This window comes from Streptomyces sp. NPDC007945, assembly GCF_042958885.1.
Classification (GTDB): Bacteria; Actinomycetota; Actinomycetes; order Streptomycetales; family Streptomycetaceae; genus Streptomyces.
On sequence record NZ_JBIBJV010000004.1, the window covers coordinates 535293 to 548921 of the forward strand.

Sequence of the window (13629 nt, forward strand, 5' to 3'; positions counted from 1 at the left end):
TCGCCTCTGTCCTGCGGGCTGCTGCTCATCCGTCTCGGCCTCCGCTGCTGGACGCTTCTCGTCGTCACGCAAGAAGATTCATACAGTCCGAAGAGCGAGCGGCCCCAGTGGTTTCACCATCTCGTGACGCTCCGGCCGGTACGGGAGCCCGCGCGCTCCGGCGCGCGCCGGTCGAACGCCTGCGTGCCGCGCGCTTGCCCGAAAGGATGAACGGGAGCGGTCGGCGGCGTTTCGCGCCGGGGCTGCCGTCACCCTGCTGCCGTGCGTAAGGTGCGCGAGTCCACGGTCCCCTCCCAGCGGACGCCGCGGCGTCCCCGACCCGGCGCCGGACAGCACGTCCGGCCGGTGCCGGTGCCGGTGCCGGAACCGGCGACCGGGCCGGGGCTGCGGGCCCGGGCCCGCTACTGGGTCGACCGGACCGTGGTGCGCGGGGTGAGCGCACTCGTCGGCTGGCTCGCCCTGGCCTGCCTCGGCCTGGTGGCCCCCGTCAGCGCCCTCCTCGTCTGGACCGACAGCAAGGCCCCGGACACCCTCCAGGGGAAGGCCGCCACGGTCTGGCGCACCGTCGGCCAGACCCTCCGCCTCGGCGGCGAGGTGGGGCCGCCGCTGCGGATGGTCCTCTCGGTCTTCCTGGCCCTGGTGTCCCTGCTGTACGTGTCCTTCCTGGTCGGCATCGTCACCACCGCCCTCACCGACCGCCTCGCCGAGCTGGAACGCGGCCAGACCACGGTCGTCGAGCGCGGCCACACCCTGGTCCTCGGCTGGTCGGAGCAGACCCCCACCGTCGTCGCCGAACTGCTGGCCGCCCACGCCCAGCACGGCCGGGGCGCCGTGGTGGTCCTCGCCGACCGCGACAAGGGGGAGATGGAGCGGGAGTTGCGGGACGCCCTGCCGCCCCGCGCCCGGGTGCGGCTGCTGTGCCGCAGGGGCCGCCCCACCGACCCCGCCGCGCTGGCCCGGGTCACCCCCGCCGCCGCCGGTGCGGTGGTCGTCCTCCCCCCGGACGCCCCCGGCGCCGACGCCGAGGTGACCAGGGCGCTCCTGGCGCTGCGGGCGGTGGTGGGGGAGGGGTGCCCGGTACGGGTCGTGGCCGCCGTCAGGGACGGCGCCCGCCTGCCCACGGCCCGCCTGGCCGCCGGGCCCGGCGCGGTGGTCCTGGACGTCGACGACCTCGCCGCCCGGCTGCTCGTGCAGTGCGTCCTCGAGCCCGGCCTCGCGCTCGTCCTGGAGGACCTGCTGGACTTCGCCGGCGCGGAACTCCACATCCTCCGCCCACCCGGCCTCCCGGGCCGGCGCTACGGCGAACTCGCCGCCTCCTGCCCGGACTCCTGCGCCGTCGGGATCGTCCGCGCGGACGGCACCCCGCACCTCAACCCGCCCCCGCAGACAGTCCTGGCCCCTGGCGACGGCCTCGTCGTCCTGGCCGAGGACCACCGGGCGACCGTCCTCCCCGCGGCCCCGGCGCCCGGCCCCGCCACCGTCCCCTTCCCCACCCGGCCCCGTACCGCCGCCGCCCCCCGCCGGGCCCTCGTCCTGGGCTGGAACCACCGGGGCGAACGCGTCCTGGAGGGCCTGGCGCAGGGCGGTGTCGCGGCGGTGCGGGACGACGGCGCCGGGCGTCCGGCGGCACCGGAGGCGTACGACCACGTGGTGGTGCTCGCGGGACGGGACGGTGACGGACAGTCCGATCCCGACGGTCCGGTCCTCGAAGCCCTGCTGCATCTGCGCGCGGGGGCACGGGAGTCGGGCCGGAGCGTGTCCGTGGTGGCCGAGCTCACCGACGCCCGCAACCGCCGGCTGGCCCCCGCCGGCCTCCGCGCCGACCTCCTGCTCACCGGCCGGCTCGCCGCCCTCCTGATCGCCCAGGTCTCCCAGGACGTCCACCTCGCGGCTGCCTTCGACGCGCTCTTCGCCGCCACCGGCGACGGCGTCCGCCTCCGCCCCGCCACGGACTTCGTCCCGCCCGGCACCGAGGCCCCCTTCGGTTCCCTCGTCACCGCCGCCGCCCGCCACGGCGCCGCCGCCATCGGCTACCGCCCCCGCCACTCTCCCCGGCCCCGCCTCAACCCGCCCAAGAACGAGAGCCGTCACTGGGGTGCCGGAGACGTCCTCGTCGTCGTCGGACCGCCCCCGGGGCGACCCTCGGAGCCGCGCCCCTGACACCCACCCGCCGCGGCGGGGTGAACGCCGTCGAGGGCGGCGACGCGGGGCGAGCGGTCGCCCGGTGGGCGGACCGGCGACCGCTCGCCCCTTCGTTCGTTCGCCGCCGTCCCTCTCCGGCTTCCGGCTTCCGGCTCGTCGCGCCACGGAGGGACCGGACTCGTCACCGGGGGATGGTCTGCTCCGTCCAGATGGTCTTCCCCGTCTCGCTGTAGCGGCTGCCCCACCGCGACGTGACCTGCGCGACCAGGAACAGGCCGCGGCCGCCCTCGTCGGTGCTGACGGCCCTGCGCAGTCGTGGATGGCTGTTGCTCGTGTCGGTGACCTCGCAGACCAGCACCCGGTCGCGGATCAGCCGCAGGCCGACGGGGCCCGTGGCATAGCGCATCGCGTTGGTGACCAGTTCGCTGACCACGAGTTCGGTGGTGAACACGAGCTCGTCCAGATGCCAGTCGGCGAGTTGCGCGCCGACCAGCCGTCGTGCCCGCGCGACCGCCTCCAGATCCTGCGGGAACCGCCACTCGGCCACGTCGCCCGGGGCGATGGCCCGGGTCCGGGCCAGGAGGACGGTGGTGTCGTCGGCGTGCCGGCGCGTGGGGGAGGCCGCGGCGACGAGGTCCAGGCCCGCCTCCTCCAGCGGCCGCCCCGGCCGGCACGCGGAGCGCAGGAGGTCGGTCACGTCCGCCTCGGAGGCCCCGGAGGCGTCCCCGCCGGCCGCGTCGGCGGTGAGGAGACCGTCGCTGTACAGCGCGATCACGCTGCCGGGTGCCAGCTCGGTCTCGACCAGCTCGAAGGGCATGCCGCCCACCCCCAGGAACGGCCCCGGCGGGACGTCCACCAGGCGCACGCCGCCGTCCGGATCGATCACGGCCGGCGGAGGATGGCCCGCGCTGGCGAACCGGCACACCCGTGACACCGGGTCGTAGTCCGCGTAGAGACAGGAGGCGCCGACGGAATCGGGGTGCTCCGACTCCGCGGCCATCCGGTGGACCAGGTCGTCCAGGCGGGTCAGCAGCTCGTCCGGGGGGAGGTCGAGATCGGCGAGCGTGTGGATCGCCGTTCTCAGCCGTGCCATGGTCGTCGTCGAGGGAAGCCCGTGGCCGATGACATCGCCGACCACCAGAGCGGTCCGCAACGACGACAGGGGCAGCGCGTCGAACCAGTCCCCACCGACCCCGACGTCCCCGGCGGCGGCCTGGAAGAAGCCGGCCGTGTCGACGGCGGCGGTGCTGCCCGACACCGGCGGCCGCAGACTGCTGCGCAGCGCCGCCGCCGTGCGGCGCTCGCGGGTGTAGCGGCGGGCGTTGTCGATGGCGAGGGCCGCGAGGTTGACGATCTCCTTCATCAGCTTCGCGTCCTGCCCGTCGAAGCGGTGCGGCCGCCGCGTGCGGAAGACCTGGACGTAGCCCAGGACGTGCCCGCCCGCCACCAGCGCGGCCCCCATGGACGCGTGCGTGCCCGCCGGCACCATCCGGCCCGCGCCGGGGCCACTGCCGAGGAACTCCCGGTAGTCGCCGGGCCCGTTGCCGACCAGCACGTCCCCCCGCTCCAGGCTCCGGAAGCCGGGCCGGTCGGGGACCAGCGGCAGGACCTCGCCCACCGCCACCTGGTCGTCGGGCCAAGGTCCGTGCGCGTGTTTCACGGCGGCCCGCCGGAAGTCGGCGTTCAGGCCCTCCACGCGCGTGGGCGGCTCCGCACCCGAGGCGAGCCCGTCGAAGAACTCCACCGCCGCGAGGTCTCCCAACGCGGGTACGAGGAAGTCCACCAGCTCCTCGGCGATGCGCTCGGCCACCAGGCTCCGGCTGATGGCGCGCGAGGCCCGGTAGACCAGGTCCAGCCGGTCCGCCGACCGGAAGCGTTCGGTGACGTCGACGAGCGAGGAGAACACCCCGTCGATCCGTCCCCGCAGATCGCGCACCGGGGCGGCGGTCAGCGAGTAGACCCGGCCGCGGGCCTCCGGCGGCGACCCGCGCAGGAGGCCCGACTCGTCCACCACCGACACACCGGTCGCCATGACCTGGCGCAGCACGTCGCTCGCGGAGCCCTCCACGCCGACCCGCGCCATCGCGCAGAGCAGGTCCCCGTCGTCGCTCAGCCGCCCCGCACGGGCGACCTCGGGGCTGCTGCGCCGCACCCGCAGGTCGCGGTCGTGGAGGGTGATCTGCCACTCCTCCTGCCGCAGGGCCGCCGCCCCGATGGCCAGGCCGTCGCGCCAGTCCGCCAGCGTCTCCATGGGCAGGCCGAGGACGAGGACGCCGTCTCCTCCCGCGTCCGAGGCGAGCGGCACGAGCCGCACCCAGACATCCACGACGCCGCCGTCCCGAGTGCGCAGGCCCAGCACCCTGCCGCCTGGGGCGCCCCCGTACGGTTCGAGCCCCCCGGAGGAGCGGCGTACGGCGACGAGGTCCCGTGCCCGGCGGCCGAGCGGCGGCCCACCCGGGCCACGGTGACCGAGCAGGCGAGCCGCCCCGGCGGTCCACGACACCAGGGTGCCGCTGGCGTCCACGACCGCGGCGACGGCCCCGTCCAAAGGGGTCGGCGGGCTGGACCCGGCCGAGTGGGAATCACGCATGAGACCTCCGGAACGCATTTCTCAACACTTGCCCCCTTCAGCCTTTTCTGTCTACTTGTCCCGGCGAAAGCACATGCCACACCGAGGCCTCGGGAGCGCACGACACGCCGAGCGGCGTCGAGGTCGAGCTCAGCGGCGCCGACGTCCGGAACCGCGCCCGCGTGCCGCCGGCCGACCCTCCCCCGCCGAAGACACCCGCCGACGGGCGCGGGAGACGCCTGCTTGCAGCTTCCGTCCGGCAGGAACGTGACACCCCCGCATCGCCGCAGGCCGGGGCCGCGCGGAGGCGCCGGTGCGGGGTGGCGTCTAACGCCCGGACGGTTGCTGCCAGCGCGGAAGGACTGACACCGGCCCCTCGGTCGAGCAGTCTGGGACGTGTCGAAAGGGCCCCGCCGAGGGGCGAACGACACGAATCCCGAGAACCGCTCCCACCGGAGGTCTCCGCCATGCGCTCTTCCGCCCGCCGCGCCCTTCTCACCGCTCTCGCCCCGACGGCCGTCGCCGGTGCGCTCCTCCTCGCCTCGCCGGCCCTTGCCTCCGAGACCGCCGCCCCCACCCCGGTTCCGGCGCCGTCCGCCACCCCCTCCGCCCCCGCGCCCGCGCCCGCGCCGACCGATTCCACCGACGGCTTCTCCTGGGGCTGACCGGCCCGCTCCACCAGGACCGCACCATCTACCTCATCGGCATCTCGCTGTCCGCGTCCGCCGCGGCGGACAGCACACGCCCCACCTCCAGCGGCATCCTGCGCACACTGCGCCAGGCCATCCACCCCACGGACCCCGTCGAGGTCAGCCGCGCCCTGGTCGTGGACGGCTCCGTCAGGATCGCGCTCTGCCTCGACTGCCGGGACGAACTCGACGCCGTCGGCCGGGCCCTCGGCATCTGCCGGCGGATGCTCGCCGCCGACCCGCCCGAACTCCGCGGCTACGCGGTGGCCGACTGCCGCCTCCTCTGAGCCTGAGCGCCCCACCCCCACCCGACCACCCTGAGAAGCGAACGGGGAGACTTCGCCGTGTTCCTGCATGTCCTCGGCCCGCTGAGGGCCACCGTCGACACCCGCCCGGTGCCGCTCGGCGGCCGACGGGCCCGGACCGTCCTGGCCACCCTCGCCCTCGAACCCGACTGGGCCGTCTGCGTCGAGAGCCTGGTGGAGGCCGTCTGGGGGCCGCGCCCCCCGGCCAGCGCCCGTACCCAGATCCGCATCTGCGTCTCCGCCCTGCGGCGCGCCTTCGCCGAGGCCGGGGCGCCCGAGGCGATCGAGACCCTGTCGAACGGCTACCGGCTCCGCATCGACCCCGGCGACCTCGACTCCGCCGTCTTCGAGTCGCGCACGCACCACGCCCGCGCCCTCGCCGAGAGCGGGCGCAGAGCCGAGGCCGTCCTGGAACTCCGCAGCGCGCTCGCCCTGTGGACCGGTCCCGCCTTCGCCGGCGAGAGCGCCCCGGCCCTCGAACCCGCCGTGCTGCGCCTGGAGGAGCTGCGGATCCGGGCCGCGGAGGAGAAGCTCCGCCTGGAACTGGCGCTCGGCAGGCACGCCGACGTCATCGGCGAACTGATGGCACTGACCGCCACCCACCCGTTCCGCGAGCAGTTGCACGGTCAGCTGATGCTCGCCCTGCACGGGGCCGGGCGAACCGCCGAGGCGCTGGCCGCGTACCGGAGGATCCGTCTGACGCTCGTCGACGAGCTGGGCATCGAACCGGGGTCGCGGCTCAGCGGCCTGGAGCGGTCCATCCTGATGGGCGAGCGGGTCGAGTGCCTCTCGGCGTGACCCCGACCCGCGTCACGTGCCCCCGGGCTTCCCTCACAGAGCGGTGTGCATCGTGAGCCGTCACTGACCCCGCGGCGGGATGACGGCAGAACCGTGCGACGGCCGAACGGCGGCTATGGGCGGCTTGATCACTCTTCGTTCACCTCGGGGTAAAACCCAGTCACTTTACGGCGCTAGAGTGCTCGTTCCCAGGTTCGAGGACTTCCGTCCGGTTCAGGTGCGGGACCGCCTGGCCAGCCGGGGTGCTCGCGCCGAGCCGGGCCCCGCGGCCCGGGCGGCAGGCCGGGGTCCCACCTGCCGTTCCGAGAGAGAGTGCCTCCTCCCATGTCCAACAGAGATCGCCGCAGCATGCGGCTGGTCTTCGCAGCCGTGGCCGCGCTCACGGCCGCGCTCGTCGCCTCCGTCCTCCCAGGGGCGGCCGTCGCCGCGCCGGGACCGCCCAACCGGCTCGGGCCGGTCCAGATACAGAACGCCGTGAACGGCCTCGCCGTGGACGCCGAGGCCGGGGACATGGAGGAGGGCCGCAAGATCCTCCAGTTCACGTACGGCGGCCGGCACGGGCAGCAGTGGTGGTTCGAGGCCGCGACCGGCTCCTCGTACTACCTGAAGAGCAACGTCAACGGTGCCTACTGCATCGGCCTCGACGGCACACTCGCGGTCCTGAAGCTGTGCGGCGGCGACGGTACGACCTGGGAGTTCGACCAGGTCCAGGCCGATACCTACCTGCTGAAGACGCCCGGCGGCGAGCAGTACCTCACGTCCCCCACCACGGCGGGCGGCAGGTCCAACAGCGGCGTCCAGCTCGCCCTCGGCAGCCGCGCCGACGCCGACACCGGCCGCGGCCACTGGCACCTGACCGACCTGGTGCTGGAGGAGTACACCCCGCCGGCCGACCCCCGGCTCGACCAGGCGACGTTCCTCACCAGCCACAACGCCTTCAACTCCTACGGCGACGGCTACTCCTTCCCCAACCAGTCCCGCAGCATGGCCACCCAGCTGGACGAGGGAGTCCGCGGCATGATGCTGGACGTCTACGACGACGGAGCCACCGTCGAGGACCCGCTGCGCATGTGCCACGGCACGTGCTCGATCGGCGGCGACCGGCGCTTCGAGTACGGCCTCGGCGACATCGTGAAGTTCCTCCAGAAGGACACCGACGCCGTCGTCACCGTCTTCCTGGAGGACTACGTCGCCGACCGGGCGAAGATGGCCCGCGAGATGAGCGCCGTACCCGGCCTGAAGGAACTGGTCTTCGACCCCGTGGCGCAGGGGGTGGCCACCCACGGTTGGCCGACCCTCTCCCAGATGCGCGGGCTGGGCAAGCGGCTGCTGATCTTCTCCGACAAGGGCGACGTCCCCGAGGTCGGCGTCCGCGCCCAGCGCGACTGGACGGTCGAGAACTACTGGAGCATGGGCGGCCTCGCGGGCAACAAGGACTGCTACACCCGCTGGGACGAGATCCCGCTCACGCGGCAGGAGCCCGGCTTCACCCCGCTGTTCGTGATGAACCAGTTCCGCGACGCTCCCACCGTCATCACCGCCGCCATCGACAACGGCGACTCCCTGGTCGACCGGGCGCTGAACATCTGCGGCCCGGCCGCCCGCAAGACCCCCAACTACGTCGCCGTCGACTTCTACGAGCTGCCCCTCGGCGGCTCCACCCACCGCGCCATCGAGACCATCGGCCGCCACCGGTACACCTCCGAGGCCGCCGCGAACCCGAACCCGCCCTCCCAACTCCTGAGCGCCTACAACCGCAAGGCGCAGCTGCCCGGCATGCCGAACTGGTCGGCCGCCGGCTACCGCGGCGGCAGCCCGCTGCCCGGCGAGGCGCAGCACACCGGTGACGAGGCCTGCCGCATCACCCCGGAAGAGCTCGACGGCACCTACGGCGTCAAGCCGGACGACGAGGCCGACGACTCCGCCGGCCTCCAGCGGGCCATCGACGACATCCGCACCCGGTGCGGGGGCGCCGCGCAGTTCGAGCGGCTGTCGCTGATCACCCTGCCCGCCGGCAAGCTGAACGTCAGCCGCCAGATCTCCGTGGACGCCAGCTACCTGACCATCCGCGGCCAGGGCAGCGACCCGGCCCGGCCCGGGGGCACCCGGATCGTGTTCCGCCCCGACGACAGCACCACGTACGACACCCTGACCCCGGACGGCAGCCGCTGGGACCAGGACGCCATGTCCTACGGGTCGGGCGCGGACACCGGCAAGGGCGGCTGGATGTGGCCCGGCCGCGGCCTGTTCCGCGTCTCGACCCGCGAGGTCGCCCCCCGGTACGCGGACGAGCTGGCCGCCGCCCCCGCCAACCGCAAGGACATCTTCGAGGGCTCGGTCAACCAGCACTGGGCCTCGGGCGTGAAGCTGCGGACCTCCGCGGCCGCGCCGGGCTTCTCCGCGAAGGAGGGCGACCGGGTCGTCCACCTCGACGCCAAGGCCGACCCGGCCCGCTTCCCGGTCGGCGGGCACGTGTGGGTGGGCGCTGCCAACAGCCGGAAGTTCTACGCCCTCCAGAGCGCCACGGACGAGGGCCGGTACGAGAACCTGCACATGCGCCAGCAGGTCTTCCGCATCAGCTCCGTCGATGCGGCGAACCGTACGCTGACCCTGGACAAGCCGCTGGAGTTCGACCTCCCGGTGGACTCCACCTCGGACGGCTCCGCCGCGATCGACGGCACCGTCTACCCCAGCAAGGTCACCCCGCTGAAGATGGTGGTCGGCGTCGGGTTCGAGAACTTCTCCTTCACCCAGGACATGCCCGGGATGACCCCCGAGCAGGCCCGGCACAACTACGGCAACCTGGCCCCCGCGTACGCCATGCACGGACTGGTCTTCAAGTGGGCCGCCGACTCCTGGGCCCGCGGCGTCCGCGCGGAGATGACCGGATCGCACCCGATCGTCACCGAGGTCGCCAAGAACCTCCAGTTCGAGCGGAACCACCTCGACGGCGCGTGGAACAAGGGCAAGGGCGGCAACGGCTACTTCCGCGGCAGCCGCGTCTGGGACTCCCTCTACGCCTTCAACACCACCCGCAACCTGCGCCACTTCACCCTCCAGTGGTCGGCCTCGGGCAACGTGGTCTACGGCAACGACTTCGACTCCGACCTGAACCTCCACGGCGGCTGGGAGCGCCGCAACCTCTTCGAGAACAACACCGTCCGCGTGCCGTACGAGCACTACTCGGGCAACTGCACCGCCCGCTGCGGCGGCGAGGGCGGCGACGTCGAGGGCGGGACCTGGTACCCGATCTGGTGGGCCGCCGGGGCCAAGGCGCTCAAGTGGTCCGGCTCCTCCGGCCCGCAGAACGTCTTCCACAACAACACCCTGTCCAAGCAGCTCACCCCGGGCGGCCCGTACACGGACTACCTGCCGTACGGGAAGACGGGCGCGGGCGCCCAGCCGGTCTACCAGTTCGGCTCCGCGCCGGGCGACCCGTCCCGCTTCCAGCACCTGACCCAGGGCGGTAGCCCGATCGCCGACTGGAACGGCCGCGAGAAGGACGACTTCTCGGCGGGTGCGGGCGTGGACTCCACCCACACCGCACCGCTCACCTCCGTGTTCCTCAGGAACGCGGGGTAGCCGCAACCCGCTGAACGCGCGGCCCGGGCAGTCCCTCTGCCCGGGCCGTCGCGTTCGATACGGGCGCGTCCCGACACGGGTGCGTCCGCACCCGGAGGCTGCTTCGAACCGCCGATGGTCCGGAGCCGAGAACCGGAAGAACTACTCCCGGCAAGCACACATGCCATGGCACGAGCACCCCGAAGCCCATGCACACCAGCCCCGTGACCTGCAACTTCACGATGCACACAACTCACAGGGTGATGCGGAGCTCCTGCATGCGGTGTTCCGAGATTCCCTCCGTCGGCAGGAAGTCGTAGCGGTGCACGGTCGTGCCGCCCTTGGTGAAGGCCCAGTCCATCCGGAAGAACGGCAGGTCGCGGTTGAACAGCGCGTCCTCGCCGAATTCCCCGAGGGAGGCGAACTTCCAGCTCAGCGGCAGGAGTTCGGGGTTCGCGGGGGTGGCGTCCTCGGCCACCTCCCGCAGCCCGTCGAGCGAGCGCATCGCGTCCGTGGCGTTGAAGTCCCCGGCGATCAGCACCGGGTTGCCGTTCGCGGCCACGTCCTTCTCCAGGCCGGCGAACTCCGCCTGCCGCCATGCGTGCTTGCGCCGCAGGTAGCGGTCGTGGTCGAAGTCCGAGAGGAGGTTCAGGTTGTCGAGGGCGAGCGGCACGGTGATGTGGACGTTGTACAGGCTCAGGGTCCTGCCGGCGACGGCCACGTCGGTGCGCATAACCTTCTCGCGGGCGAAGACCTGCCCGAAGTCGGGTTCCTCGCCGAAGGCGAGCGCCGGTCCGGGACCCACCGGGTACCGTCCGACGATCGGGAACCGGGAGACCGTCAGGAGCTCCCCGCGGCGGGCGATGTGGTAGCCGGGGAAGGCGCGGCGCAGTTCGGCGTCGTCGTCCAGCGGCCAGTACCCGTCCTCGCCGAGGCCCGGGGTCCAGCCGACGTGCTCCTGGAGGAGGTAGACGTCCGCGTCGCGGGAGCGGAGGAGGGCCAGCAGCCGGTCGGAGTCGGTCGCCATCGCCCAGTACTGGGTGTTGAGGGAGACGACCCGCAGCGCGTCGGCCGGCACCGGGCCCGGCTCACGCCACAGCGCGGGCCAGTTGATCCCGGGGCCGGTGGCCAGGGCCAGCGCGAGGGCCGTGCCGGAGACGGCGGCGGCGACCGGGCGCCGCCGCCCGCAGGCCGCGGCGGCGGCGACGAGCAGCAGGAGGGGGACGCCGACCAGGAAGAGCGGCGGGACGACGTCGAGGATGAGCGACCAGTGCCAGCGTCCGCTGACCAGCCACCGCACCACGGCGTAGACCAGCCACACCAGGGCGGCGGCCACGACGGCCCGCCCGTACCAGAGCCGCAGGCCGCGGGTGATCCGCCGGGCGGCGCTCGGGGCGGGCCCGCCGGCGGGGTCGGGCGTCCGTTCGCCGCCGGCGTCCGTGGGCACCGCGGTGGACGCACGGACCGGGGGAGGCGCGGTGCTCATGCCGCCGCCTCGGCCGGCCGGTACATGCGGCGGAACCGGCCGCTGGCCGCGTACTGGGTGAGGCCGGTGGCGAGCCCGGCGACCACGGCGCTGTTCACCAGCAGGTGGGCGCCGGTGAAGAAGGCCGTGAAGGCGAGGCCGCGTTCCTTCGCGACGAAGCGGTACTGGCCGAGGTCCGCGAGGACGGAGCCCGCGAGGGCCAGCGCCGACACCGGCAGGGCGGCCGTCGGCCAGGCCGCCGCGAACGGCAGGGCCGCGACGGCGAGCCCGCCGAGGGCGGAGGCGACGGCTCGGCCGCCGGTCTCCATGCCCTGCATGGCCCGGCCCCGGTCGAAGTAGAACGGCACCCGCAGCCGGCTGCGGACGAAGGCCTTGCGCAGCAGGGGGCGCATCCGGCTCTCGTCGGAGAGACGGCCGCGTATCCGTGAGGTCAGCAGCATGGGCCACCGGGCGGCGAGCCGCTCCGCGTGGTCGATCTCCTCCGTCTGGCGCAGGGCCGTGTTGAACCAGCCGGCCTCCATGAAGGCCGATCTGCGGACCGCGCCGAGCGCGTAGAAGCCGCCGCTGACATCGCCCTCGGCGCTCTTGCGCCAGTAGTGGTACTGGAGGATGCGGTACTGCCCGACGAGCGGTTCGGGGAAGAGCGGTTCCTTGTCGGGGACGCCGAACACGGCCCCGTACTCGGGATGTTCCCGGAAGAGCGCGACGGCCTCCGCCACCGCTTCGGGATGCATGGTGAGGTCGGCGTCCAGGAAGAAGACGATCTCCCCGCGGGCCCGGCGGACGCCCTCGTTGCGAGAGGCGCCGGGACCGCCGTTCTCGGTGACGCGGACGAGCCGGACCGGGTGCCGGGCGGCGATCTCGGCGCAGCCGTCGGTGCTGGCGTCGTCGACGACGATCACTTCGAGGTTCGGGTGGGTCTGCGCGAGGACGGAGCGCAGGCAGAGGTCGACCGTGCGGCGGTCGTTGTACATGGGGACGACGACGGACACGAGGGGTGCGGACATCGGGACTCCTCGACGGTTCGGGACGGACATGGGGGGAGGCGGCGGGGTCAGGCGGCGAGCTGGGGCAGGAGGAGGAGCCCCCAGGCGGCGGAGTTGGCGAGCATCACGCGGTCGCGCAGCAGCGTCCTCACCGGCTCGCCGCCTCCGCCGTCGACGACCACGACCTGGAGGTAGCGGAAGAGGGCGAGGAGCGCGCAGACGACGGTGAGCAGGGCGTAGGGTCCGAAGCCGGACTCGGTGCGCAGGTAGAGCAGGTAGCCGACGACGGCGAGGGCGGAGCACAGGACGAGGACCATGTCGAGGAAGTGCGCCGAGTAGCCGACGAGGGCGGGGCGGTGACCGGTGCCGGAGACGCTCAGCTCGTGGCGGCGCTTGCCCAGGATGAGGACGAGGCAGAAGGCCAGCACGGTGAGGACGAGCCACATCTCCGCGGGCCGGCCGGTGGCCTCGTATCCGCCGAGGAGGCGCAGCACGAAGCCGGTGGCGACGATGAACACGTCGACGAGCGGCAGGTGCTTCAGCTTCCAGCTGTAGGCGCCGTTCACGGCGAGGTAGGCGCCGACGACGAGCGCGGAACCGGGCCCGAGCACATGGAGGAGGGGGCCGAGGAAGGCCCCCAGCGCGGCGGCGGTCGCCCAGGCCGCCGGGACGCCCATCCGGCCGGAGGCGAGCGGGCGGTGGCGCTTCACCGGGTGCCGCTTGTCGCGTTCGACGTCCGCGATGTCGTTGAGGACGTAGACGAGCGAGGAGGCGAGGATGAAGGCGCAGAGGGCGAGGCCGACGCGGACCGCCCCGTCCCCGCTCCAGCCGCCTCCGAGCAGCGCGAGCGGGACGACCAGCAGGTTCTTGGGCCACTGGCCGGGCCGGAGCAGGGCCAGCGGCGCGGGCAGGCCGCGCCGGCTTCGTCCGTCTGGATCGGGCGGGGAGGGCTCGGGTACGGCTGCCGGCGCCTCGGCCTTCGGCGGGGCGGACGGCTCGGAGGCCACCGCCGGGCGCGTCGGCGGGTGCGTGCCGGGCGCGGTGTCCGGACCGGCGGGCGGGTGCGCGCCGCCGCGGGTGAGCTGGTTCATGG

General features: G+C 73.8%; 9 protein-coding genes. 5 read left to right on the forward strand and 4 right to left on the reverse strand.

All coding sequences use genetic code 11. The features are described 5' to 3' along the window. Positions 1 to 261: 261 nt before the first annotated feature. Positions 262 to 2160, forward strand: coding sequence for an NAD-binding lipoprotein (locus ACFZCF_RS16565; protein WP_391287008.1), 1899 nt, complete (start codon positions 262 to 264; stop codon positions 2158 to 2160). A 163-nt stretch (positions 2161 to 2323) separates the two neighbouring features. Here ACFZCF_RS16565 and ACFZCF_RS16570 read toward each other — a convergent pair whose 3' ends face one another. Then, positions 2324 to 4732, reverse strand: a complete 2409-nt coding sequence (locus ACFZCF_RS16570) for a SpoIIE family protein phosphatase (RefSeq protein WP_391287009.1) — start codon at positions 4730 to 4732, stop codon at positions 2324 to 2326. A 446-nt stretch (positions 4733 to 5178) separates the two neighbouring features. Here ACFZCF_RS16570 and ACFZCF_RS16575 point away from each other — a divergent pair, with 446 nt between their 5' ends. The 4 genes from ACFZCF_RS16575 to ACFZCF_RS16590 all read left to right on the forward strand — a co-directional run bounded on the left by ACFZCF_RS16575 (position 5179) and on the right by ACFZCF_RS16590 (position 10085). Then, on the forward strand, positions 5179 to 5376 hold the full coding sequence (locus tag ACFZCF_RS16575) for a hypothetical protein (RefSeq protein WP_391287010.1): 198 nt from the start codon (positions 5179 to 5181) through the stop codon (positions 5374 to 5376). Positions 5377 to 5537: 161 nt separating this feature from the next. Then, positions 5538 to 5687 (forward strand): hypothetical protein, encoded by a 150-nt coding sequence (locus ACFZCF_RS16580; RefSeq protein WP_388449308.1) that lies wholly within the window; start codon positions 5538 to 5540, stop codon positions 5685 to 5687. Positions 5688 to 5744: 57 nt separating this feature from the next. Continuing rightward, entirely contained in the window at positions 5745 to 6503 is a 759-nt protein-coding gene (locus tag ACFZCF_RS16585) for a BTAD domain-containing putative transcriptional regulator (RefSeq protein WP_388449307.1), read from the forward strand. A 324-nt stretch (positions 6504 to 6827) separates the two neighbouring features. Further along, on the forward strand, positions 6828 to 10085 hold the full coding sequence (locus ACFZCF_RS16590) for an RICIN domain-containing protein (RefSeq protein ID WP_391287011.1): 3258 nt from the start codon (positions 6828 to 6830) through the stop codon (positions 10083 to 10085). Positions 10086 to 10317: 232 nt separating this feature from the next. Here ACFZCF_RS16590 and ACFZCF_RS16595 read toward each other — a convergent pair whose 3' ends face one another. Genes ACFZCF_RS16595 through ACFZCF_RS16605 form a run of 3 tightly spaced genes read right to left on the reverse strand, consistent with a single transcriptional unit; the run spans position 10318 to position 13627 of the window. Further along, complete coding sequence (locus ACFZCF_RS16595) at positions 10318 to 11550, reverse strand: endonuclease/exonuclease/phosphatase family protein (RefSeq protein ID WP_391287012.1); 1233 nt, start codon at positions 11548 to 11550, stop codon at positions 10318 to 10320. Continuing rightward, on the reverse strand, positions 11547 to 12557 hold the full coding sequence (locus ACFZCF_RS16600; protein ID WP_388449304.1) for a glycosyltransferase family 2 protein: 1011 nt from the start codon (positions 12555 to 12557) through the stop codon (positions 11547 to 11549). The genes ACFZCF_RS16595 and ACFZCF_RS16600 overlap by 4 nt, the downstream gene beginning before the upstream one ends. A 47-nt stretch (positions 12558 to 12604) precedes the next feature. Then, entirely contained in the window at positions 12605 to 13627 is a 1023-nt protein-coding gene (locus ACFZCF_RS16605) for a UbiA family prenyltransferase (protein WP_391287013.1), read from the reverse strand. Between the last annotated feature and the right edge of the window lie 2 nt (positions 13628 to 13629).

Bases quoted from the DNA above. Each gene is read 5' to 3' on its own strand.
- ACFZCF_RS16570 (WP_391287009.1), bottom strand. From the start codon at position 4,732: ATGCGTGATTCCCACTCGGCCGGGTCCAGCCCGCCGACCCCTTTGGAC.
- ACFZCF_RS16605 (WP_391287013.1), bottom strand. From the start codon at position 13,627: ATGAACCAGCTCACCCGCGGCGGCGCGCACCCGCCCGCCGGTCCGGAC.
- ACFZCF_RS16575 (WP_391287010.1), top strand. From the start codon at position 5,179: ATGCGCTCTTCCGCCCGCCGCGCCCTTCTCACCGCTCTCGCCCCGACG.
- ACFZCF_RS16595 (WP_391287012.1), bottom strand. From the start codon at position 11,550: ATGAGCACCGCGCCTCCCCCGGTCCGTGCGTCCACCGCGGTGCCCACG.
- ACFZCF_RS16600 (WP_388449304.1), bottom strand. From the start codon at position 12,557: ATGTCCGCACCCCTCGTGTCCGTCGTCGTCCCCATGTACAACGACCGC.
- ACFZCF_RS16590 (WP_391287011.1), top strand. From the start codon at position 6,828: ATGTCCAACAGAGATCGCCGCAGCATGCGGCTGGTCTTCGCAGCCGTG.